The organism is Pelodictyon phaeoclathratiforme BU-1 (assembly GCF_000020645.1).
GTDB lineage: Bacteria > Bacteroidota > Chlorobiia > Chlorobiales > Chlorobiaceae > Chlorobium > Chlorobium phaeoclathratiforme.
The window spans coordinates 1,966,652-1,989,820 of record NC_011060.1 but is presented as its reverse complement, the minus strand read 5'-3'; the positions used below and the strand labels follow the sequence as shown (position 1 = coordinate 1,989,820).

Below are 23,169 nucleotides of genomic sequence, written 5' to 3'. Positions count from 1 at the left end.
TATGAAAACAAAAAAGCCTCGTTTCAGTGACGAGGCTTTTTTGTTTTTATTCTGAGCGGGAAACGAGACTCGAACTCGCGACCCCAACCTTGGCAAGGTTGTGCTCTACCAACTGAGCTATTCCCGCTTAATGAGTGACAAATATAAAGATATTTTTTTTCTGTGCAACTTTTGGATTCATTTTTTTGAAGCTTTTTTGACTCTTTGCTTCATCATTAACGTTTTTGGATGATGCGACCTCATTATCTGACGCCGTTACCCTCTTCTGTTGTTCGATATCTGGGCAGGTGAACACCAGACTGGGGTTTATGGGGAGGAGAATTTCGGGGATGTTTCTTTTTCACAACGCCTCTGGCAAAGGTGGTGGAGGTATAGATGGAGAATGGGAGAATAGGTTATATTCATGTTCGTCAGGCTGTTTGAACCTGCCCGTTACGCTCAGGTCATCATTACATGGGGGAGAAAAGAGAGCTGTTTTATGAAAATCATCGATCGCTATATCCTGAAAGCGCATGTCGGGTCGTTCCTGTTTGCTTTTGTCACCATTATTTTTGTTTTGATCCTTCAGTTCTTTGCTACGTTTGCCGATCGTTTTATGGGAAAGGGAATCGGATTTACTGCGATGGTGGAACTCATTCTGCTGCAGTCGGCCTGGATGGTTGGGCTTGCGGCGCCCATGGCGGTACTCGTTTCGGTTGTCATGGCATTCGGATCCCTGACGACCACCTCTGAAATGACCGTTTTCAGGGCCTCCGGCATCTCTCTTTACCGGTTGATGATGCCTGTTCTTCTTGCAGGCCTGCTTCTTTCACTCTTTGTTGAGCGTTTTAACAATGTCGTGCTTCCCGAAGCAAATTATTATGCGAAATCGCTGATGGTTGATATTGCGCGCTCCAAACCGGCCTTTGGCTTGGCCGAAAATGCTTTTTCAACTCTTGTGGATGGTTACTCCATCTTTGTTCGCAGCACAGATGAACACTCAAAGGAGCTTAGGGGTATCGTTATCTATGATGCCTCACGATCGGATTACAAAACGATGGTGACGGCTGAAAAGGGTACTATTGACTTTAGTGGTGATGATCATTATTTGGTGATGACGCTTTTCAATGGCGAAATTCATCAGGTACGTCAACCCGATCACAAAAGCTACCGCAACATGAGCTTCCAGAAGCACCGTTTTGTCTTTGAATCATCCGGTTTTGGTTTTTCACGCTCTTCGGAGAGCCGAATGCGTTCAGGCGATGGCGAACTTTCTGCTAAAGAGCTGATAACTATTGGCGATGAATTCAGGAAGAGGATAGCGGCATCTGAAAAGAGGATTCAGATGCCGCTTGAAACCCTGGGAGAACGCATGGCTGAAAGCAGTTCTGTTCGTGCAAAAGGGGGGATGATAACAGCAAAAATGGCCAACAAAACGAGAGCGGAAGCTGCGGGTTATGTTGATCGTCAGCTTGCCCGGCTTGATGGAGAACTTAAAAATATCGAAGCAAACCGGAACATGTACAATCGTTATATGGCAGCCTATCACAAGAAATATGCGCTCTCCCTTGCCTGTTTTGTTTTTGTTCTGGTTGGTGCACCCCTTGGAGTTCTTGCCAGACGGGGAGGGTTCGGTGTTGGTGCAGCCATCTCGCTTTTTTTGTTTGTGCTCTACTGGATGCTGATGATTTCAGGAGAGAAAATTGCTGAGCGGGGGATCCTTGATCCCATGATCTCAATGTGGCTGGCCAATGCCGTTATGGCTACTGTCGGAATTTCGCTTATGGCCAGCCTGAACGGTTCGGTTTTCAATACTTCCCGTTGACGGGGAGGAGGTGAAAAAGAACTCAGAGGCAGTTATTGTCTTCACCCTTCTCTTTATAGCCGCAGCAGAGCTCTTTTTTTGCCCCCTTGTCATCAAGACAGACAAAGGTGATGTGCGTACTGAAAGCCATAACCCGTTCACCGCTCTCAATACTTTTCTTGTAGACACGCACGGTGTACTCAATCGATGTGTGACCGATTTTGTTTTTTTCAGTCACAAAACAGAGGATAGAACCGCCCCGAATGCTTTTTTTGAATTCCACCTTATCCATACCGACGGTCACAAAGTTGCAGCCGGGATAATCCAGAGAGACTGTGATATAGCCAATTTCGTCAATCCATTTCAAAAGGTTGCCGCCGAACAGAAAGCCGTAATGGTTAAGATGTTCGGGTAGAACAAGTTTATAGGTTTCCATAAATTTAACAGATACAAGTTAGCGGGAGACACAGGTCTCACCAAGGTAAGTCCAACAACGATCAGAAACAAAATAGCCGTTTATAAAATTGCGTCAGCGATTTGATTGCGGACGAATCCCTCTGCACTGTTGAAAGAAAAAAAGAGATTGGGTTATAAATTTTTATTCATTCGTCGTACTTTGTAAAAAGAAGTGTTGCAGGTCAACTCAACTCTTCCAGCAAAGGGCGTCATGGTTTTCGTTGCAACAAAGGCGCTTTGCTCCTTTATGGATTTTCGGGACGTTGGGTCTTCGTTTTTTTGTGTTCACCTCCTTTTTTGATACGGAAGAGGCAAATTATGTCGAAGCTGTGCGATGGCGTAACCTTTTTTATCTATTAGGAATAACGATAATATGTCGTTAAATTACACGCAGGTATCGCTGAGTTGACTGTCTTTTTTTGCTATCATTTCAGTCGTGCTCTGTGTGGCAATAATTGTATATGTACTCCAAAATCCGGGTACTCTGAAGGTCGCGATGGACAATGCTGGTGAAGAGGAGAGAGGGCTGAAAACACCGCAACTGTTGCGGGCGGAGGAGGAATTATGCGCGATACCGCAGGGAGTGGCTGGAAGCAGGATACTCATTGTCGAAGATGACGAAGCGGTCCTGAAATGTGTTCAAATTTACCTGACGCAGAAGGGGTATGTTGTCACTGCGGTTAGCTCAGCTCATGAGTTTTACCAGCACATCTTCAGAGAGCCCTACGCGGTTGTTGTACTCGACGTAGGTCTTCCTGACCAGAGTGGTCTGATCCTTGCTGAGTATGTCAGAAAGAACACTGAAATGCGCATCATTATCTTTTCCGGTCGCGATGCAATTGATGACCAGCTTGCCGGCCATTATGCTGGCGCTGATCTCTATCTGGTTAAGCCGATTGATGTTCGTCAACTTTCAGCCGCAATCTCAGGGCTTCTTAGCCGTATGGCCCAACCAACGATACAACCGTACATCCTGACCCGACAGCAACCAATACCTTCGAAGCCACAGGCACACTGGAGACTTATAAGCCGGAGATGGATCCTCCTTTCTCCCTAGGGCAACGCGATTCAGCTTACCAATAAAGAGCTTGACTTTCTTGCCCTGCTCGTCGCAGTCCCTAACGCAGTTGTTCCTCGGTTTGAACTGCTGACGAGACTTGGCTATCTGCCTAACGAATCTGGCCACCACTCACTGCAGTCGCTCGTTAACCGCTTGCGTAAAAAAATAGAATTGCACAACATGCAATCTCCAATACTGACATCCCATGGTGTCGGTTATACGTTTCTGGACGATATAACCGTGGAGTAACTTACTGTCCCCCCCTGCTATTCCTGACAACAACTGTTTTTATTTGCCGTGACTCACTGCCATGGCACAATAAATAAAATATCAAACAAGTCCTCACAAGATCCTTATAAATCTGTCGCGCCCAGGAGCTTTTTCTTGCGGTTATACGTCATATTTTTGATTGTAACTGTTATGAAATATGATAATTAATATTTGGGCTTATTGCCTGTTATGGGTGTATTCTTATGACAGGATATTATGATTCCGCCATATGAACAGTGTGGTTAGCAGCTCAACCTCGCCGATTCAGGAAGATTGTCGATTCGGACTTTTTCTGTCGCAATTATCTAATAATGATTTCAAAGCATTAATAACCGTAAATAAGGGTAGAATGAATCTGGTTACGAAACTCTTGGGCCATAAACAGGAACGCTCCAGTGAAGTCTCACCTGAACAGCTTTACGCGGATGCGACGTCGGGTACTCTTGATAAAAATGATGATTCTTACCTCCGGAACTTTGTTCTGATAGACGGTGGTGAGTTTACGATGGGCAGTCCTGCGAGTGAATTGCTTCGCGGAAGCGATGAAACCGAGCATCAGGTACGGGTGAATACTTTTTCTCTATGCAAATACACTGTAACCGTTGCCGAGTTCGGGAGATATGCGGAAGAGTCAGGTTACCGGTCTGATGCGTCAAAAGGTCTTTTCCGCTTTATTCAGCGTCATGGTGAAGAAAAAATGGGAGATGGAGTCTACTGGTTTAAAGGAGTTTTTGGCAAGGATCGACCGAGGAGTGAAGATAATCATCCTGTTTTGTATGTGAATTGGCATGATGCTGTTGCCTACTGACAGTGGTTGACGGAAAAAACGGGAAAGGTGTTTCGCCTGCCGACGGAAGCTGAATGGGAGTATGCTTGCCGAGCGGCACCACAACCCCTTTTAATACCAGAGAGAAGCTGACGACCGGGCAGGCAAACCATAAAGGAGGCAATTTGTACTTCGGACAACATAAGGGGCTTGAGCGTCGGAACACGGTTGCTGTTGATAATTTTGTTCCAAATGCCTGGGGGCTGTACAACATGCCTGGCAATGTCTGGGAATGGTGCAGTGACTGGTACAGCGGAAACTACTATGATGAATCTCTATCGAATGGAACGGTTGCCAATCCACCGGGTACGGCAACTGGTTTGGTCCGAGTGCTTCGTGGTGGGAGTTGGAATTGCGAGGCGAGGCTCTGTCGGTCAGCTTACCGTTATAATGCCCGACCTTCCTTGCGAACGAATGTTATTGGTTTCCGACTTGTCTGTGAGCAGTAATCATTTTGCAGCTTATTTCAGTGCCTGTTGAAGTTGCAGGATTGCTATATTATTGGGTTAGGCGGCGTAAGAAAGGAATACGTCACTTATCATCATTCGTTGATAACTAATCTTAATAAATCAAAATAGTTATGGGTCTGCAACTTGGTGAAGCCATCAAAATTGTGGCGCAAACAAAGGTCTATCTTCTCTACCGGACAGTGGTGTACAGTTCTATAGCCGTTGTTGTGGCACTCTTTCTTGCCATTCTTGTGCTTATCGGGAGTGTTTTCGGTAGCGGAGCTGCGGTTGTGCTGTTCATTATTGCCCTGCTTGCCGGTGGTTTTGGTTTCAGGCTTCTGCGTGAATATGTGCTCTATCTTCTTCAGGCAGGTCATATTGCCCTGATTACGGAGATTGCTGCAAAAGGGAGTTTACCATCAGGGATTTCCCAGACGGCATGGGCAAAAGAGCGGGTGATGCAATACTACAAAGAGGTAAGTGTTCTCGCTCTCGTTGATCAACTGGTGAAGGGGGTACTTGTTTCGCTCAACCGGACGCTCTTCAATGTGATGAATGCTTTGCCCATACCCGCGCTTGAAGGTCTTGCCAAAGTTGTGCAGCGCATCGTGAATTTCAGCCTTACCTATATTGATGAGTCGGTTATCGCCTATACCTTTCGTACCGGTAATGAGAATGTATTTGATGCTGCCCGATCAGGCATTATCATTTACTGTCAGTCATGGAAAGCGCTGCTGAAGAATGCCGTGGCGCTGACGCTGCTCAGTTATGTATTTGTTCTGCTGACCACCTTTGCCTTTATGCTTCCCCTTGGCGCTCTTGCCCTGTTTCTTCCCTCTTCATGGGGATTGGTCAAGTTTGCGCTCTTTGTCTTCTCTCTTTTTCTTGGCATATCGGCAAAATGGATTCTTTTTGATCCGGTTGCCTGTACTTCGACCTTGCTCACCTTTTTGAAGGAGGCTGAAATGGCGAGACCTGATCCGGCCTGGGAGGCAAAAATTGAGGCTGTCAGTGACAAGTTCCGTACCCTGAAGGAGAAAGCCGGAGAGGCGATGCGCCCGGCCTCAGGATTGTAAAGCAGCAAAAAAACCTTTAATCAGGCATGATGATGAGCCAATACCATATTGCTGTTGTTGTCGGCGCTCTTCGCAAGGGTTCATTTAATCGTAAGCTGGCACATGCAGTTGTGCGGCTTGCCCCTCCCGAGTTTTCGTTCAGTGAGGTGCAGATCGCTGATTTGCCGCTCTATAATGAGGATGATGATGCAAATCCTGCTGATGCTGTCAAACGTTTGAAGCTTGATATCAAGGCGGCTCAGGGCATTCTCTTTGTGACGCCTGAGTACAACCGTTCAATACCGGGTATTCTGAAAAATGTCCTGGATCATGGTTCGCGCCCTTATGGCAAGAGTGTATGGGCGGGAAAGCCTGCCGGGATTCTTGGTGTTTCGATTGGTTCTACCGGAACGGCTCTGGCTCAACAACATTTGCGTAACATTCTTGCATTTCTCGATGTTCCTACCCTCGGGCAGCCTGAAGCTTTTATTCAGATGAAAGAGGGGCTTTTTGATGAAGAGGGTAACATTGGCGCTGCGAGCAGGCATTTTTTGCAGAATTGGATGCAGCGCTATGTTGCCTGGGTAAAAAAGCACGCTCTCTGATGAAAGTGTCGGAGAGGAAGACTTTTTCGCTCAAGACACTTCTTGGTTTTCTTGGGCCAGGCTTTCTGGTAACGGTCGGCTTTGTTGATCCCGGCAACTGGGCGACGAATATTGAAGGGGGCTCAAAATTTGGTTATGAGCTGCTTTGGGTTGTTACGCTTGGTACGCTCATGCTGGTGCTCATTCAGCATATGGCGGCCAAACTCGGTATTGCCACAGGAAAGTCTCTGGCGGTCAATATCCGCGACCATTTTCCTAAGCAGGTTTCCGCTTTTCTGGGTGTGAGTGTGGTGCTTGCCTGCATTGCCACTGATGTTGCCGAGCTGCTTGGAGGCGCTATAGGCTTCAGCCTGCTGCTGGGGATGCCGCTCTGGATGGGAGCCTTGTTGACGCTGCTTCTGGAGCTTTTTCTGATTATCAGCCAGCGCTACCATCGGGTCGAAACCATCATTGTGGGTTTCCTTGGCGTTATCACTCTTTGCTATCTTGCCGAGCTTTTCATTGTGAGACCGGATTGGTCCGGGGTAGCTTCCGGCCTGGTTGTGCCGAGGGTTGGGCGGGAGAGCATTTATGTTGCTTTGGCGATTCTTGGAGCGCTGGTGATGCCGCACAATATTTTTCTCCATTCAAATGTCATTCACAGCAGGGAGTGGGGGATATCGGAGGAGGAGAAGAGGGAGCTGCTTCGCTATGAAAAGATGGATACCATCCTCGCCATGACACTTGGGTGGGTGGTGAACTCTTCGATGATTATTGTTGCCGCTGCCGTTTTTTTCCACAATCATGTTCCCATCAACAGTATCGAGCAGGCATCGGCAACACTGAAACCGCTTGCCGGGCCACTTGCCGGACTGCTCTTTGCCGTTGCGCTTGTTTTTTCGGGAGTCGGCTCTTCCATCACCTCTTCCATGGCGGAAGCTGATGTGATAACAGGTTTTCTGGGCAGACCGGCGGATCCGCGAACGATGTTCTATCGGGTTGCGGTCTTTGTTACCGCTATTCCGGCTCTTCTCGTCATTCTTTTCAGTCTTGATTCCTTTCGTATTCTGATTTTGAGCCAGGTGGTGTTGAGCCTTCAGCTTCCTTTTACCCTTATCCCTCTTTTGATGCTCTGTCGTGATCGCAAGGTGATGGGCAGTTTCAGAAGCGGTACCGTTGAGTTTCTTGCAGCCACTCTCATCTCTCTGCTTGTTATTGCTCTCAACAGCTATTTTCTTTATACAACCATAACCGGAGGAGACTGAGATGAAGGTTTACCGGGAGATTCTTGTTGCCATCGACTGCTCGCCGGTTGATGATTTTCTTGTCGAACAGGTATCGGCGCTTGCCCTGCAGCTTGGCGCCACGCTGCATCTGCTGCATGTTGTCCATTCCCACACCCTCGACCAGGAGCGCTTTCTTCGTTCAGAGACAACGCGTATTCTCGATCAATATCGCCAGAAACTGGAGGCAGAGGGGATTGGGGTGCGTGTGGTGATCAGGAGCGGAGAGCCGGAGCAGGAGATTCTCAGGGAGATTGAGGAGAGGCATTATGATCTTGTGGCAATGGCTGCCCATGGTCACAGTTTGCCGGAAAGAATTCTTTTCGGCAGCGTTTCAAGAACTCTGAGGCAAAATATCTCCATCCCGTTGTTGCTGATCAAACAGGATCGCTGAAGAGCCTGTTTGATGGTTTTACGAGCAGCACCTCTTCCCGCTCGACGATCACCTGGCCGATAGCGAGCTTTTTGCCGCGCCGGACATATTTTTTCAGGGTGTAGATCACCGGAACCAGTGAGGAGTGTTTTGCTGAGGAGTACCATGCTGCAATTTCGGCGGCTTTCCGGATTGCTGCGAGGTTGCTGAGTGTTGTGCCTTTCAGGACGCAGTGTGAGCCGGAGGCTCCCCGGGCATGGAGCCAGATGTCATTGGGCTTGGTATGGCTGAAGGTGAGCAGCTCGTTGTTTGCCGCATTTTTTCCGACAAGAAGGGTAATGGTTTGAGTGAGGTCTACTGTTCTGAATATTGGTGCCGTGCGGATATTTTTTAGTGCCGGAGCGCCGCCCGGACGGAGATTCTGTTGTTCAAGAAAGCGGCGAGCCTCTTTTGGGCTGGAGATCTTCTCTGTTGCGGCAAGAAGCTCTTCGAGTGCACTCTTTTCTTTTTGCAGCAGCAGGTGCCTCTCCCTCATTATTCGGAGTTTTTCTTTTGTGTTTGATGCTTTTGAAAAATAGGCTTCCGCATTTTTTTGCAAGGTCAGAGCCTCTTTCAATGCAATGGTTATGTCTGGCGCTCCAGGTTCAAATATGTTTTCGACCGTGATGCTTTTTCGATCATTTCCTGGCTGGTAGAGAGCTGCCATGAGCAGGTGGCCGCACTGTTCATAGTTCCGGGCAAACCCGTCAAGCAGTTCGGGGCTGAATCCTTCGAGAGCTTTCTGTTTTTTTTCGAGTTGTCGCAGCAGTTTTGAGCGCATCCCTTTCAGCTCCTCTTTTGTCTCCAGATAGCGGCGCATAGTGATGCTGTAGTGGGCAAGCCCTTCAAGAACAGAGTCAAAAGAGCGGCAGGATGCATGGCTGTTGTGCAGGAGAGTGAATTCCGGTTCCCCGTTTTCTTTTTCTGACACGGTAACCTGCGGGTCGAGCAGTTCGAAAAAGAGAGATTGAAAGCTGGTGAAGAGCGCTTCCGGGTTTTGCTCGTTTTTGGCGCGTTGCAGCAGCTCATGCACCAGTGTACGGTCAAAGCCCGGAAGGGTGGCAGCAACGCTCTCTGCGCTGTTTTCGCTTTTCAGATGGTTATAGCGTTCAAGAAAAAGGGTTTTGTTCATGGCAAGCCTTTCGAGTTCCCGTAAAACACTGCTCTTGTCATGAGCTGCCGGGCAGGGCTGGCCAGCAAGTGAACTGTTATGCTTGAAGGCATAGGTTATGCGTTCTTCCCTGACAAGAAAGAGGTTTGTGTTTGAACTGAAGAGTTGCAGTACCAGAAAGGCGTCAATGGCAAAATGGATATGGATCTCACGGTCAGAGGGAGAGATGGAAACGCCTTTCACGGTTTGCAAGGCGAGTTCGGTCATCAGGCTTGCTGAATTGACGTTTTTTTTCTTTTTACCTTCTCTTGTATAGAGGCAGAGCAGAGGGGTATGGGTGACAACAATAATCTGCAGGTGTTGACCGCTGAGAGTGATGAAACTGAGGGTCACTTCATTTTTATGCTCTGAAAAGATTTCTTCAAGATGGCCGCCCGCAAGACGCTGATGCAGTTCCATTGCTGCGTGGTAGAGGGTAAAGTAATTGCGTTGCATGATTGTTGAACAGGTTGCGTGAGCACGATCTTTTTGACTATTTTAGGTAAAATCCTGATTCTGTTTTTACAATGTATTAAATAACGTGACTATGCCGGAAGAAACGAAGAGCGGATGTTGCTGCCCGGGTGTGGAAGGAAATGAAGGTTCAGCAACTGAAAAGCGACTTGGCTGGCAGGAATATTTTATGAGCGTTGCCCATCTTATTTCACGCAGGGCGACTTGTACCAGGGGTCATATCGGTGCGGTCATCGTCAGGGAGAACAGTATTCTTTCGACCGGGTACAACGGAGCGCCATCCGGACTTCCTCACTGTAACGAAAGCAATTGCCGTATCTACCGCAGCATTCATCCTGATGGGACTGTCGAGGAGAACTGTGTTAACACCATCCATGCTGAAATCAATGCCATTGCCCAGGCTGCAAAGCATGGCGTATCGATCAAGGATTCCGATATCTACATTACGGCCAGTCCCTGTATCCACTGTTTGAAAGTGCTCATAAATGTGGGTATAAAGACCATCTACTATGATAAACCCTATAAAATAGAGCATATCGCTGAATTGCTCAGGCTTTCCGGCATCCGGCTGGTGCAGGTCAACGTGCAGAGTGACCAGAGGGGGTGAAGATGGTGCAGCATGATGATCTTTTTTTTATGAGGCGCGCCCTTGAACTTGCCGTGCTGGGTGCCGGATCGGTTAGCCCTAACCCCATGGTTGGCGCGGTTATTGTTTGTGACGGTGAGATTATTGGTGAAGGTTACCATCAGCAGTTTGGCGGGCCTCATGCCGAAGTCCATGCCATTGCGTCGGTGGAGGATGAGGCGTTGCTTCATCATTCGACACTCTATGTTACACTTGAGCCCTGTTCCCATTTTGGCAAAACTCCTCCCTGCAGCGATCTGATTGTTGAGAAGGGGATACCCCGTGTTGTCATCGGTTGCCGGGACCCTCATGTCAAGGTGGCTGGAAAGGGGATTGCAAAGCTGCAGGCAGCGGGGATCAGGGTTACTGAAGGGGTTTTGGAAGCGGAGTGTATCGGCTGTAATGAGGCTTTCATCAAAAGCCATACCACAGGGTTACCTTTTGTTTGCCTGAAACTGGCCCAGACCCTTGATGGTAAAATTGCGACCTCGCTTGGAGCCTCCCGCTGGATAACGGGGGAAGAGTCGAGAAGTGAGGTGCATCGCCTTCGGAGTATCTATGACGCGGTGATGGTTGGTGAGGCTACAGTTCGGGCAGATGATGCGCAACTGACCGTCAGGAACTGTTCCGGGCGTAATCCTCAGAGAGTTGTTCTTGATAGCCAGTTACGTTTGCCCCTCGAATCGAAAATTTTCGGATCTGAGGCGCCAACAATTGTTGTTGCGTCAACTTCATTTTCGGCTTCTCCAAAGGTTGCACAGTTGAGGGAGAGAGGTGTGACGGTGCTTTTTGTTGATGAGCATGTCGGCAAGCTTGATCTTCGCCAGGCGCTTGTGGAGTTGCATAAACGAGGCATTCTTTCGGTGCTGGTAGAGGGGGGGAGCCGCTTGTCGGCTGCATTCGTACGTGAAAAGCTTGTTGATAAAATTCTTATCTTTGTTGCGCCGAAACTCTTTGGTGGAGATGCCCTGAGCGCGTTTGCGCCGCTTGGTGTCAGCATGCCGGATCAGGCTGTGGATCTGCGTTTCGGGAGACCACACTTTTTTGGTCATGATCTGCTGCTTGAGGCTTACATTGCATCCTGAAGGGGGGAATCGAGCGGAGATAACTCTAAAAACAGTGGTTATGATGGTAAAAAAATATCCAAAAAGGAGGTTCCTTTTTATTGACCGTTTTGTTGATAATAGTGACCTTGGCAAATTGCTTCTGCGCCTTTCGCTTGGCACCATGATGCTTTTTCATGGAGTCAATAAACTGCAGCACGGATATGGTTTTGTGGAACAGATGCTTCTCAAGGCGGGGTTTCCGGGTTATCTCTCACATGGAATTCTTGTCGGGGAGCTTCTGGCCCCGCTTTTTATGATACTGGGCCTCTATACCCGCCAGGCAGCCCTCGCAATGTCAATTGTTATGCTTATGGCAATTTATCTTGTTCATACCAAAGAGCTTTTTTCGGTGACAGCACATGGTGGATATGCTCTTGAACTCCAGATACTCTATCTCTTTGGCTCACTTGCCGTTTTCTTTTTTGGTGCAGGAGGGTTCACGGTTTCTCGCGGCGGCAGTCAGTGGGATTGATGGCGCCAGAATTTGTAGTGAACGCATTCGCCTGAATTGCTGTTGTATCTTCGCTCGCTTTGTTTATTGCTCTTTATTCCTTATCAATCCTAACCGGAAACTATTTTTATGGCACAGATTACCTTCAAGGGCACTCCAGTTGAAACAGTCGGGACTCTTCCCGCCAAAGGTTCAGAAGCTCCTTTTTTTTGTCTGGTGAAAACCGATCTCACCGAAGCCGGACCTGCTGATTTCGGAAGTAAAAGAATAGTTCTCAATATCTTTCCGAGTCTTGATACGCCAGTCTGCGCTGCTTCAGTCAGGCAATTCAACAAGGAGGCTTCATCGCTCGACAATACGGTTGTGCTCTGTATCTCCGCCGATTTGCCCTTTGCCCACAAACGTTTTTGTGAAACCGAGGGGTTGAAAAATGTTGTTTCGCTCTCCGTTTTTCGCTCTCCCGAATTTGGTAGGGATTATGGTGTTACTCTTGCTACCGGCCCTCTGAAGGGGCTTCTTTCGCGCGCCATTGTTATTATTGATGCTGACGGGATCGTGCGCTACACCGAACAGGTGGCAGAAATTGTCGAAGAACCGGACTACAGTGCAGCGCTCAAGGTTCTTGCGTAAGTGTTTCAACCATAAAAATCATCATGATAATGAGTGCAAAAGCTGCAGGTATATCTGTTCCTGCCGTTGAACGACGGCTCAGTGATATAGATTTTCAGTCTCTCGTTGAAAAACGTCCTTTTTATCCCTCCCCAGCCTCATGGTCGGATGAGGTGCTCTATTTTCTTTTTCTTGACCGTTTTTCTGATGGCCGGGAGTATGGTGGATTTGGTGATACAAAAGGGAGGCCGGTGGCCAGGCACTCGGGAAAACGTACGACTCCACCCTTTAACCCCCTGACCGACAGTGGTACGGCGGAATGGACGAGTTGGTTTGAATCAGGAAAACAGTGGTGTGGCGGTACCATTGCCGGGATGAAGAAGAAACTTGGTTATCTCAAGAGGCTTGGCATAACGGCTATCTGGGTCAGTCCTGTTTTCCGGCAGGTAACGGGAAGTAACGATTATCATGGGTACGGTATCCAGAATTTTCTTGATGTTGATCCTCATTTCGGTAGCAGAGAGGAGCTGAAGGAGTTTGTGAAGGCGGCGCACGAGCTTGACATCAGGGTGATTCTTGATATCATCATCAATCATGCTGGTGACGTTTTTGCTTACGAGGGTAATCAGCGCCATTTTTATTCGGAAGGAAGAGAGTGGCCGGTCAGCGGTTACCGGCTTTCCAGTGGTGAGGCGGGCAGCATTCCCTTCAACACAGCTCCAGCCTGTTTTGAGAACGGAGCCTGGCCTGACGGGGCTGTCTGGCCTGAGGAGCTGCAGTCACCCGATACCTGGACCTGTCATGGAGAGATCATGCAGTGGGACTCTTTTCCTGAGTTTCTTGATGGTGATTTTTGTTCGCTCAAGGATATTCATCTTGGAGATGCCCTTCGTGATCCTTTTGTCGTTCAGGATATCGAACGGCGTGTCAAGGAGTTTACCCCTTCTCTGGCGCTTCGTTATTTGACCGATGTCTATCGCTTCTGGATTGCTTTTGCCGATCTTGACGGATTCCGGCTTGATACGGTCAAGCATATGGAGCCGGGGGCGGTGAGGTTTTTTGCGACCGCTATCCATGAATTTGCTGAATCAATCGGTAAGGAAAATTTTACGATTATTGGTGAAATCACAGGTGGTCGTTCTTATGCGGCAACCATTCTTGATACTACCGGTCTTGATGCTGCGCTTGGTATTGATGATCTTCCCGATAAACTTGAGTTTCTGGTCAAAGGGTGGAGGAGCCCCGGAAATCCCGAAACGGCAGAGCAGGAGGGTTATTTCGATCTTTTCCGCAACAGTATTCTCGATAACCGAAGGAGCCATCAATGGTATTCAAAGCATATTGTCACCATGCTTGATGATCATGACCAGGTTGGCGTCAATCACAAGTTTCGTTTTGCCGGTGATGCTGCCCGAAGCGCCCGTCTGCTTCCTGCAGCGCTTGGTCTTAACCTGACCTCAGCGGGTATTCCCTGCATTTATTACGGTACAGAACAGGGCTTTAACGGCGCTGATCCCCGTACGGATGACAACTCCTATAGTGATGTGTTTCTGCGGGAGTGCATGTTTGGAGGTGATTTCGGCTCCTTCAGGAGTAGCGGAAAACACTTTTTTAATGAGAAGAACGAGATTTACCGCTTTGTGCAGAAAGTAATCCGTCTGCGTCGCGAGCATCTTGAGCTTTCCCGTGGCCGGCAATATCTGCGGCCTGTGTCGGAGAGTGGTCGTGATGGTGAATTTTACTATCCTCAGCCAGTCAATGGTGAATTGCACTGGGTGATTGCCTGGTCACGAATTTTTGCCGGTTCGGAATCTCTTTGTGCAATCAATACCGATACCGAGCGCGAGCTTACCCTCTGGATTGTGGTAGACAGCGCTATTCATGCAGCGGGAAGTACCATGAACTGCCTTTTTTCTACTGATGCTCTTCAGCTTGGCCGCAGTGTTTCTGTTATGCCAATTGAGGGTTCTGCGGTACAAATTACGGTACCAGCGGCAGGGTTTGTGGTCTACGGTCAAGGGTGATATATTGAGCCGGGAAAGCCGGGTTTTGATGTATCATTGTGATGCTGTTTGTTTATTGAAGTGAATAGGAATACCATGTTTACTGGAATTATCAAGGATGTTGGCCGGGTGGGGGGAGTGACACGGCGTCAGGGAGGTCTGCGGCTCAGGGTGCAGTTCAGTAATGCTGCAGAGTTTGCTGACCTTTCTGTTGACGAGAGTGTGAGCATCAACGGCGCTTGCCAGACCGTTGTCGCTCTTGGAGAGGGGTGGTTTGAGGTCGATACTGTCGAGGAGACCCTCTCCAAAACAACGCTCGGCTCGCTCCATCATGGATCTCTCGTTAACCTTGAACGGGCGGTTCGTCCCCAGGATCGCCTTGGCGGCCATTTTGTGCTCGGCCATGTTGATTGTGCTGCCGTTGTCGAAAAAATCAGGGAGCTTGGTTCCAGCCGCGAAATCTGGATTGCATTTCCTGACGCTTTCAGCCCCTTTATTGTCTCTGCCGGTTCGATAACGATTGACGGCATCAGCCTGACCGTTGCAAAGCTTGAGCCCCTGCTTTTTGCTGTGGCGGTTATCCCGTATACCTTTGCCCAAACCACCATTAATGAGCTGAAATCAGGAAGCCGGGTGAACCTTGAGTTCGATATTCTTGGCAAATATGTGGCCCGCCAGCTTGGTCGCCCCCCCTCATCTGTCGCAGTCGCTTCGAAAATTGATGAGGGATGGCTCAGGGAGCAGGGATTTTAAATGGCGGAAACGGAAAACATGCAGTCCGATCTTTTCGGCTTTTCTGCCACTTCATCTGCCGGGGATTCTTTTCAGCCCCTTGCCGAACGGGTTCGACCGCATACCCTCGATGATATGGCAGGGCAGGAGCACCTGGTTGGAGCAAACGGGCCGCTTCGCAAATTTCTTTCCGGTGGCCAGATGCCCTCAATGATCTTCTGGGGCCCTCCCGGATCCGGTAAAACCACCCTCGCTGAAATTTGCGCCACATCACTCAACTACTCGTTTGAACAGCTTTCAGCCATCGATTCCGGAGTAAAGGAGGTGCGCAAGGCGCTTGAGCAGGCTGAGAAATCACGCCGTTCAGGTCGCAGAACCATCCTCTTTATTGATGAAATTCACCGCTTTAACAAGGCGCAGCAGGATACGCTGCTCCATGCGATAGAACAGGGGCTCATCGTGCTTATCGGCGCAACGACCGAAAACCCCTCCTTTGAGGTGAACGGCGCTCTGTTGAGCAGGATGCAGGTCTATATTCTCAAGCCTCTTGGCAGTGAAGAGATTGAGCTGGTTATTCGGCGCGCGCTGAAAGAGGATCGTCTGTTACGGGATCTCTCCATTGAGATTACCGACCTCGATTTTCTGCTCCAGTTTTCCGGCGGCGATGCACGTAAAGCATTGAACGCTGTCGAAGCGGCCATATCCCTTTTCCCGGAAGGCGCTTCAGAAATGGTGCTGACGAGGGAGCTGCTTGAGCGTGCCCTGCAGTACAAGGCGCCGATCTACGACAAGGGAGGAGAGAACCATTATGACATCATCTCCGCTTTTATCAAATCCATGCGGGGTTCCGATCCCGATGCAGCACTCTTCTGGCTTGCCCGCATGATCGAGGGAGGGGAAGATCCAAAATTCATCGCACGGCGGATGGTCATCTTCGCAAGCGAGGATATCGGTAATGCCGACCCCTATGCCATAACGCTTGCCATCGCTGTTTTTCAGGCAGTAGCGATGATTGGTATGCCCGAGGCACGCATCAATCTTGCCCAGGGAGTTACCTACCTTGCATCTGCACCAAAATCAAATGCAAGCTATCAGGGCATCAATGAAGCCATGCGTGAGGCCAAAGTGATGCAGGATCTCGCAGTTCCACTTCATCTGCGCAATGCGCCGACCAAACTCATGAAAAATGAAGGGTACGGCGCTGGCTACAAATACCCACACAGTTATCCTTTCCATTTTGTTTCGCAGCACTATTTTCCCGAAGGAATGGAGCCGAAAGCCTATTACCGTCCCGGTGATGAGGGGCGGGAAAAATATATTCGGGAGCGCCTCAGCCATTTATGGAGTGAGCGATACAGCCCCTGATTGTTATGAAACCTGATGCTCTTTGTATATTCTTTCGTGCCGTTGCGTTTCCAGAAAGCTGGAGGCAAGTTTTTTTTCATCAAGACTGACCCGTTTATGAACAGGATGAGACTGATACTTTTGTTGCTGCTGACTGTCCTTGTGCTCACCTCTCCCTTGTCGTTGCATGCTGCCGCCGCTGCGGGGGAGACAAAATCAATAACCCTTGACGATGCCGTGCGTATCGGGCTTGAGAGAAGTCGTATGCTTGAAATTGCGCGGCTTGACAGGGATATGGCCGGGCAAAAAATCCGGGAGACATGGTCGGAGGTGCTGCCTCAGCTTACAACCGGATTTACCTATACCCGCACACTGAAATCCTCCGTGCTGCTCTTGCCACCGGGCCAGGGTTTTCCCAGCACACTCGAAACAAGTTCCGATAATGCCGGACACGCTACCCTTGATCTTCGTCAGCCAATTTTCAATGTATCTGCTTTTACCGGTATCAAAGCGGCAAGTATTGTCCGGAAGATGAGCGAGGCAGCTTACCTGAATGCTGAAGCGTCCGTCGTTGCCGACATCAAGATCTCCTATTTTGATGCCCTCATTTCCAAAGATCAGTTGAAGCTCATTGAGCAGAGTATTGACCGCTGGGAGCAGTCAAGAAAGGATACTCGCGCCATGTTCCGTCAGGGTATTGCCGCTGATATCGATACCCTCAAGGCCTTTCTCTCGGTTGAAAATCTTCGCCCCGATCTTCTGCAAGCGCAAAACCGGGTGGCGATTACCATGACCAAGCTGAAAAATGTGATGGGAGTTCCTGCCGACAGCAGCATCGTGCTGAGTGGCAAGCTTGAACTCTCTTCGGCCACCTATCCTGCGGATATTGCTGCGGCATATCGTGAAGCGCTTGATGCAAGGCCCGATCTTCGCCAGCTTGATTTTCAGGTCAAGGCAGAGGGTGAAAAAGTCAGCGCTGTGCGTGCCGAACGCTTTCCTGTGATCTCGGCATTCGGCAAGCTGGAGACGCAAACAGCATTTAATGATGATGTCCGTACCGTTGATTCGGTTTGGCCATCCTCCTCTTCAGTTGGCCTTCAGTTCACCATGCCGATTTTTACAGGGTATCGCATCAGCTCCCAGGTTGAGCAGGCAAAGATAGCCCAACTGCAGACCCGCACAAGGCTTGAAGATTTGAGGGCAAACATCAGGGCTGAAATTGAGGTTCGGGTATTAAATTTCAGGGAGTCGCAAAAGAGAATTGAGGTGCAGTCCCAAACCATAGGTGTTGCGGAACGCAGTTACAGCATATCGCTCCTCCGTTTCAAGGAGGGTATTGGCTCCCGTCTTGAGTTAACGGATGCCGAACTCCAGCTCAACAAGGCAAAAACCAACTATCTGCAGGCCGTTTACGACTATCTTGTAGCAGGCGTTCAGCTCGAAAAGGCCTTGGGGCGTTCACGTGTTGAGGTTGCTTTACAGGGTTGATTGACCGGAACAATAATTCATGTGCGTTCTGCTCCTGATTAACTTGTTCAAGTGATCGTGATCTTCAGTAATTTCACGTAGTTGGTCATTCAGGATGTATTGCTTGATTAATAGAAAATTGCTGTGTGATGATTCAAAGACTTTATGTACACAACTACAGATGTCTGGAAAATTTTGAGCTTAATTTAAAAGAATTCCAATCAGCTCTTCTTATCGGAAAAAACGGTTCAGGTAAATCCACCATATCGTATGTGCTGGAGCTGTTTCAATCTATCGGCAGAGGTGTAAACAGAGTAAAAGAGCTTGTTCAGTCCAAGGATTTTTCACGTGGAAGATCCGATGTGCCGATGCGCTTTGAAATAGAGATATTGCTGGGCGAGAATTTATACAAATATGTGCTTGCTTTTGATTTGCCGGAAAAATTCAAAGAGCTTCGCGTTCTTGAAGAGCAACTTATCGTTTCTGAGCAGCCGGTTTATCTCCGAAAAGAGGCTTCCGTTACTCTTGCCAAAAGCCCGGGAAATCATCAGCCTCAGTTTTCAGTTGACTGGCATCTTGTTGCGCTTCCGGTAATTCAGGAAAAGTCAGAAACTGATCCCCTTCGTATTTTCAGAACATGGCTTGCCAACATGATTATCTTAGCTCCAATTCCGGGTTTTATGACGGGAAAGTCCAGCGGTGAAACCTTTCAAGCCAAACGTGATGGATCAAACTTCGGAGAGTGGTTTTCCGGCCTGCTCAGTCTTTATCCAGCAGCTTATACGGAGCTTGATAAATATCTCCGTGAAGTGATCCCTGATATCAAGGATATTCAGAACAAGGTGATTGGCGAAGATGCCAAAAGTATGGTTGTTCAATTTGAAGCAAACCAGGCAACACTTAAACTTGACTTTAAAGACTTATCAGACGGCGAAAAATGCTTTTTTCTCTGTTCTGTTGTCCTTGCTGCTAATAAGTTTTATGGACCGCTTTTCTGCTTCTGGGACGAACCAGACAACTATCTCTCCTTGTCAGAGGTTGGACATTTTATAACAGCATTGCGCCGGTCATTCAAATGCAGCGGCCAAATTCTGGTAACTTCACACAATGAAGAAGCTATCCGCAAGTTTTCGAATGACAACATTTTTGTGCTTGATCGGAAAAGCCATCTGGAACCAACATTGATAAGATTGCTCAGTGATATACCTTTCAACGGCAATCTCGCTGAATCCCTTATTCGTGGAGATATAGAGCTATGAGTGGAAACAGGGAAAAGCCGCATGTCATTGTTTTGCCGGAAGACGAGGCTAACGAAAAAATTGCAATCGGTTTTACGCTTTCCCTGAATATTAACGCCCGCTCGATTATCATTGACAAATTCGCGGGAGGCTGGCGAAAGGTGGTGTCGAAATTTACAGCTCAACTTGTTCCGGAAATGCGAAAATACAGGGCATGTATTGTCCTCTTGCTGATTGATTTTGACTGTTACGAAGGGTGTTCTCACAAAGAACGGTTACATAGGGTGACATGCGATATTCCGGATGATCTGAAAAACAGGGTGTTTGTTCTTGGAGTGCTGTCTGAACCAGAGAAGTTAAAGACAAAATGCAGAAAGAGTTTTGAGCAAATTGGCGAAATTCTTGCAGATGGTTGTCCCGATAACAAAAATGAGCTATGGATGGATGAGCTTATGAAGCATAATGAAGATGAACTCAGCCGCATCCTGTTATCGGTCAGGCCATTTTTATTCAGTGTCTGAAAGAGAAACCGTCATGCTTATGAAAATTGAGTTAATGTTTTTTTATATAGTGGACCCCGAATTTTAGACAGTGGTTTAAGTTGTTAACTTGCCCCAAAAAGGAGCAGGTAATGACAAAAAGGACACGAAAAAATTTCAGCAGTGACTTTAAGGCCAAGGTGGCACTTGAGGCTATTCAAGGGGTCAAGACGCTGAATGAAATCGGTCAGGAATTTGGAGTACACCCCGTTCAGGTCGGTAAGTGGAAGAAAGAGTTGCAGGAACAGGCATCAAGCTTGTTTGAAGCCAAACGGGGTCCAAAACCAGTTGAACCGGCTGCAGATCCTGAAAAGCTTTATACGGAAATCGGGCGGTTAAAGGTCGAGCTGGATTGGCTTAAAAAAAAGTCCGGACTGTCCCTATGAGTGTGCGCAGATGGTGGGTCAGCGACAAAGAGCCATTGCCGGTGGCAAAGCAATGCGTCCTTGTGTCCGTTAATCGTTCGACGATATATTTGCCGTCTATCGTGTTGTTTCCTGATGCAGAAGACTTGCAGTTGCTTGAACTGATTGACAAGGAGTACACCAAGCATCCATTTTATGGTAGTCGTAAAATCATGCACTATCTTCGTAGCGAGGGTTACCAGATCAACCGGAAACGGGTTCAGCGGCTTATGCGAAGGTTGGGTCTGGCCGGTATGGCACCGGGCCCCAACACCAGCAAACCGCATCCGGAGCACAAGATCTACCCCTATCTCTTGCGGGGAGTTGATGTCACAAAACCCAACCAAGTCTGGTCGACTGACATCACCTATATTCGCCTTCCAAAGGGCTTTATGTATCTGGTGGCAGTCATCGACTGGTATTCCCGGAAAGTACTCTCCTGGCGATTATCGAACTCGATGGAAAGCACCTTTTGCGTTGACTGTCTGCAAGAAGCGTTACGAAAATACGGGACACCCGATATCTTCAACACCGATCAAGGCGCCCAGTTTACGAGTGCCGCCTTTGTCGGAGCGCTCACGGAGCACCCATCCATCAGTATTAGCATGGATGGACGTGGCCGAGCACTGGACAACATCTTTGTCGAACGACTCTGGAGGAGTGTCAAATATGAGGATATATATCTCAAAGGTTACTCCACCGCAGCAGAATTACAGTGCGGATTAAAGGAATATTTTGTATTGTTCAACGTTGAAAGGCAGCATCAGTCGTTGGGCTACAGTACGCCAGATAAGGTTTACCGGACAGCCGTTGGAGGTGGTGCAAGAATAGTTGACAAGTATAACAAGAACAAGCAGACAGAAGAGTTAAAGGTAAAAGAGGGGCAGCGCCTTTCCGCTGCATGAACAGGTCAGGTTACCAACTTAAACTCAGCCACTTTTTGTCCACCGGTTGGGGTCCACTTCAATATCTCGTTTTATATTTCGTCAATTCTCGCATATTGAAAAAGGGTACGCTGTGGCCTGCCCCTACAATCGTGCCAATATGGAATTGACACTGGCCGTTCGTTTATGGCTGTGATTTTCTGACGAAATAAATCAGACTTGATGCTTTCACTGGCAGCAGCGCTCCGATACCTGCTGCTGCAACTCCTTTTAGCAGTGCGTTTCCCCATTGCGGAGCATGAAACCCTTTTTTCGCTCTCTTGCAGCGAAGTTTTTCGCTGTACAAGGTGTTGTAGAGTGAGTCGGGGAGGTAGGGTTGGCGATTGACAACCCGCAGGTTATGCTGTTCCAGCAGCTTTTCAAGGGTTTCGGGTACAAAGTGGTAGAGATGCCGTGGTGCGTCCCAGGCTATCCAGTTTTCCTTGTACTGTTTTGCATCATAACTTTCCGGGTTGGGCAGGGCAATAATCAGCACTCCCTCCTTTGCAAGCTGTTTAGCGGCATAATCAAGGGTGTCGTGGATGGTGTGAATATGCTCCAGGGTGTGCCACAATACAATGCGATCAAACACTCTCTCTTTGTCTGTTGCATCGCTCAGTGAAGGGGAGATATTCAGTCTGAAGCGCTCCCTTGCGTATGCCGCAGCCTCGCTGTCGGGTTCCACTCCGGCAAGGTTATGGAGTGGAATCCTTTTTCGTCGGTGAAAATAGTTCAGGAGATCTCCGGTTGAACAGCCGATTTCAAGTACGCGAACTTGCCGCAGGGGTGTCCGGCACTCTCTCAGGATGAGTGAGGCTCGGTAACCAAGAAGGAGTGATCGTGCGGCGAGGTATGCTCTATCTCTGAAGGAGGGGTTGTTTTGTGCCAGCAGGTGAGGGTCATAGTGTTCAGAGTGATAATGCCGGGCTATTTCGGAGCTGTCAGGACGGGGGTTGAGCATAATCAGCCCTGAGGCAGATGATCGCAGAAGCTGCCATCGCTCTTTTCCGGTAGAGTCGAAACGGTCGGGCACCTGAAGGCAGGGTGTGAAGTTGGTAGAGCCGCTTATCGGGCAGGGAACGGTTTCCATTCCATGCAGGAGGCTATTGTTCTTCTGCCTGGGTAAGGTCAGTGAAGGCTTTTTTCAGGCTCTTATAGGTGGAGCGCATATCATTGCTGAGAACTTTTGCGTCGGCGAGGACGGGCATGAAATTGGTGTCACCTTCCCAGCGTGGAACAATGTGGAAATGGATATGGTTATCGATGCTTCCTCCGGCGATACTTCCAAGATTAACACCGACATTGAACCCTTGGGGCCGAACGGTAAGTTTCAAAGCCCTGATGGAGAGATCGGTCAACTCCATGAGCTCAAGTTTTGTCTCCTTGTCAAGCTCTAACAGGTCGGGGGTCTGCTGATAGGGAATCACCATGAGATGCCCGCAGTTGTAGGGGTAGAGGTTCATGATGATGAAGCATTTTTTTGCCCTGTAAAGAACAAAGCGCTTTTCATCTTCCTCCGGGGGAATATCGGCAAAAACCGATTTACCATCTTCAGCAGCAGGCTTGTCATCCTTGAAAGACTGCATGTAAACTTCACGCCATGGTGAATACATTCTGTTCATGGAGAAGTGTCCCGCTAAATTGCTTGGGTTGCTGATATTGGTACCAAAGATGGGAATCGAACCCACACGAGTTATTCACTCACTGGATTTTGAGTCCAGCGCGTCTACCAGTTCCGCCACTTTGGCCTGTTTCTGAGTGGTGCGAGAGAAGGGAATCGAACCCTCACGCCTCACGGCACTAGTTCCTAAGACTAGCGTGTATACCAATTTCACCACTCTCGCATTACAGGATAAGAATATACGTGGTTTTTTTTCTAAAAAAAACTATATTTCGGGATACTTTTGCGGCGTATGACGCTAAAAT

The 23,169-nt window shown here is 48.5% G+C and carries 23 protein-coding genes, 3 tRNA genes and 1 pseudogene; 20 read left to right on the top strand and 7 right to left on the bottom strand.

From position 1 onward, the window contains the following. Positions 1-54: 54 nt before the first annotated feature. A tRNA-Gly gene (locus tag PPHA_RS09400) sits at positions 55-127 on the bottom strand. A 351-nt stretch (positions 128-478) separates the two neighbouring features. On the opposite strand from PPHA_RS09400, the gene PPHA_RS09395 reads away from it, so the two are divergent. Next, complete coding sequence (locus tag PPHA_RS09395) at positions 479-1,804, top strand: LptF/LptG family permease (RefSeq protein ID WP_012508606.1); 1,326 nt, start codon at positions 479-481, stop codon at positions 1,802-1,804. Positions 1,805-1,826: 22 nt separating this feature from the next. On the opposite strand, the gene PPHA_RS09390 is transcribed toward PPHA_RS09395, so the two are convergent. Further along, positions 1,827-2,219, bottom strand: a complete 393-nt coding sequence (locus PPHA_RS09390) for an acyl-CoA thioesterase (RefSeq protein ID WP_012508605.1) — start codon at positions 2,217-2,219, stop codon at positions 1,827-1,829. A 465-nt stretch (positions 2,220-2,684) separates the two neighbouring features. Here PPHA_RS09390 and PPHA_RS14675 point away from each other — a divergent pair, with 465 nt between their 5' ends. From PPHA_RS14675 to PPHA_RS09360, 8 genes and pseudogenes are all read left to right on the top strand, one after another. Continuing rightward, entirely contained in the window at positions 2,685-3,296 is a 612-nt protein-coding gene (locus tag PPHA_RS14675) for a response regulator transcription factor (RefSeq protein ID WP_150085649.1), read from the top strand. Positions 3,297-3,305: 9 nt separating this feature from the next. Further along, complete coding sequence (locus PPHA_RS16800) at positions 3,306-3,548, top strand: helix-turn-helix domain-containing protein (protein ID WP_083765321.1); 243 nt, start codon at positions 3,306-3,308, stop codon at positions 3,546-3,548. A 250-nt stretch (positions 3,549-3,798) separates the two neighbouring features. Next, positions 3,799-4,488, top strand: a pseudogene (locus PPHA_RS16635) (formylglycine-generating enzyme family protein). Further along, positions 4,431-4,844, top strand: coding sequence for a formylglycine-generating enzyme family protein (locus PPHA_RS16565; protein WP_049759922.1), 414 nt, complete (start codon positions 4,431-4,433; stop codon positions 4,842-4,844). Before PPHA_RS16635 ends, PPHA_RS16565 begins: the two are co-directional and overlap by 58 nt. Positions 4,845-4,975: 131 nt before the next feature. Next, on the top strand, positions 4,976-5,920 hold the full coding sequence (locus tag PPHA_RS09375) for a hypothetical protein (RefSeq protein WP_012508604.1): 945 nt from the start codon (positions 4,976-4,978) through the stop codon (positions 5,918-5,920). Between the two features lie 32 nt (positions 5,921-5,952). Continuing rightward, positions 5,953-6,504, top strand: coding sequence for an NADPH-dependent FMN reductase (locus PPHA_RS09370; RefSeq protein WP_012508603.1), 552 nt, complete (start codon positions 5,953-5,955; stop codon positions 6,502-6,504). Then, on the top strand, positions 6,504-7,748 hold the full coding sequence (locus PPHA_RS09365; protein ID WP_012508602.1) for an Nramp family divalent metal transporter: 1,245 nt from the start codon (positions 6,504-6,506) through the stop codon (positions 7,746-7,748). Before PPHA_RS09370 ends, PPHA_RS09365 begins: the two co-directional genes overlap by 1 nt. A 1-nt stretch (position 7,749) precedes the next feature. Next, positions 7,750-8,160: a universal stress protein gene (locus tag PPHA_RS09360; protein ID WP_012508601.1), complete on the top strand. Its 411-nt coding sequence runs from the start codon at positions 7,750-7,752 to the stop codon at positions 8,158-8,160. Here the strand turns inward: PPHA_RS09360 and PPHA_RS09355 are convergent. Continuing rightward, complete coding sequence (locus PPHA_RS09355) at positions 8,144-9,784, bottom strand: NFACT RNA binding domain-containing protein (RefSeq protein ID WP_012508600.1); 1,641 nt, start codon at positions 9,782-9,784, stop codon at positions 8,144-8,146. The two genes, PPHA_RS09360 and PPHA_RS09355, sit on opposite strands and share 17 nt — an antisense overlap. Before the next feature lie 91 nt (positions 9,785-9,875). Between PPHA_RS09355 and PPHA_RS09350 the strand changes: the two genes are divergently transcribed. The 11 genes from PPHA_RS09350 (at position 9,876) to PPHA_RS09295 (ending at position 21,225) form a co-directional block, all read left to right on the top strand. Further along, positions 9,876-10,409 carry a deoxycytidylate deaminase gene (locus tag PPHA_RS09350; RefSeq protein WP_012508599.1) on the top strand — a complete coding sequence of 178 codons (534 nt, stop codon included), beginning with the start codon at positions 9,876-9,878 and terminating at the stop codon, positions 10,407-10,409. Between the two features lie 2 nt (positions 10,410-10,411). After that, positions 10,412-11,512, top strand: a complete 1,101-nt coding sequence (ribD, locus tag PPHA_RS09345) for a bifunctional diaminohydroxyphosphoribosylaminopyrimidine deaminase/5-amino-6-(5-phosphoribosylamino)uracil reductase RibD (protein WP_012508598.1) — start codon at positions 10,412-10,414, stop codon at positions 11,510-11,512. Positions 11,513-11,552: 40 nt separating this feature from the next. After that, positions 11,553-12,005 (top strand): DoxX family protein, encoded by a 453-nt coding sequence (locus tag PPHA_RS09340; RefSeq protein ID WP_012508597.1) that lies wholly within the window; start codon positions 11,553-11,555, stop codon positions 12,003-12,005. A 108-nt stretch (positions 12,006-12,113) separates the two neighbouring features. Beyond that, positions 12,114-12,614 (top strand): thiol peroxidase, encoded by a 501-nt coding sequence (gene tpx, locus PPHA_RS09335; protein WP_012508596.1) that lies wholly within the window; start codon positions 12,114-12,116, stop codon positions 12,612-12,614. A gap of 23 nt (positions 12,615-12,637) precedes the next feature. Further along, complete coding sequence (locus PPHA_RS09330) at positions 12,638-14,617, top strand: alpha-amylase family glycosyl hydrolase (RefSeq protein WP_012508595.1); 1,980 nt, start codon at positions 12,638-12,640, stop codon at positions 14,615-14,617. Positions 14,618-14,692: 75 nt separating this feature from the next. Next, positions 14,693-15,349, top strand: a complete 657-nt coding sequence (locus PPHA_RS09325) for a riboflavin synthase (protein ID WP_012508594.1) — start codon at positions 14,693-14,695, stop codon at positions 15,347-15,349. After that, positions 15,350-16,693 carry a replication-associated recombination protein A gene (locus PPHA_RS09320; protein ID WP_012508593.1) on the top strand — a complete coding sequence of 448 codons (1,344 nt, stop codon included), beginning with the start codon at positions 15,350-15,352 and terminating at the stop codon, positions 16,691-16,693. It abuts the gene before it with no gap. 105 nt (positions 16,694-16,798) lie between these two features. Next, complete coding sequence (locus PPHA_RS09315) at positions 16,799-18,160, top strand: TolC family protein (RefSeq protein ID WP_150085833.1); 1,362 nt, start codon at positions 16,799-16,801, stop codon at positions 18,158-18,160. Positions 18,161-18,288: 128 nt separating this feature from the next. Further along, on the top strand, positions 18,289-19,398 hold the full coding sequence (locus tag PPHA_RS09310) for an AAA family ATPase (protein WP_012508591.1): 1,110 nt from the start codon (positions 18,289-18,291) through the stop codon (positions 19,396-19,398). After that, positions 19,395-19,898 (top strand): hypothetical protein, encoded by a 504-nt coding sequence (locus PPHA_RS09305; protein WP_012508590.1) that lies wholly within the window; start codon positions 19,395-19,397, stop codon positions 19,896-19,898. Before PPHA_RS09310 ends, PPHA_RS09305 begins: the two co-directional genes overlap by 4 nt. A gap of 110 nt (positions 19,899-20,008) precedes the next feature. Continuing rightward, positions 20,009-21,225, top strand: a protein-coding gene (locus PPHA_RS09295) for an IS3 family transposase (protein WP_150085534.1) whose coding sequence is annotated in 2 segments (ribosomal slippage) — positions 20,009-20,285 and positions 20,285-21,225 — 1,218 coding nt in all. Because the reading frame shifts where the segments join, the coding sequence is not laid out codon by codon here. Between the two features lie 163 nt (positions 21,226-21,388). On the opposite strand, the gene PPHA_RS09290 is transcribed toward PPHA_RS09295, so the two are convergent. The 4 genes from PPHA_RS09290 to PPHA_RS09275 form a co-directional block, all read right to left on the bottom strand. Beyond that, positions 21,389-22,333: a class I SAM-dependent methyltransferase gene (locus tag PPHA_RS09290; protein ID WP_012508589.1), complete on the bottom strand. Its 945-nt coding sequence runs from the start codon at positions 22,331-22,333 to the stop codon at positions 21,389-21,391. 13 nt (positions 22,334-22,346) lie between these two features. After that, entirely contained in the window at positions 22,347-22,865 is a 519-nt protein-coding gene (locus PPHA_RS09285) for an HIT family protein (RefSeq protein ID WP_012508588.1), read from the bottom strand. Positions 22,866-22,903: 38 nt separating this feature from the next. Continuing rightward, a tRNA-Leu gene (locus tag PPHA_RS09280) sits at positions 22,904-22,991 on the bottom strand. Positions 22,992-23,002: 11 nt separating this feature from the next. Next, a tRNA-Leu gene (locus PPHA_RS09275) sits at positions 23,003-23,087 on the bottom strand. Between the last annotated feature and the right edge of the window lie 82 nt (positions 23,088-23,169).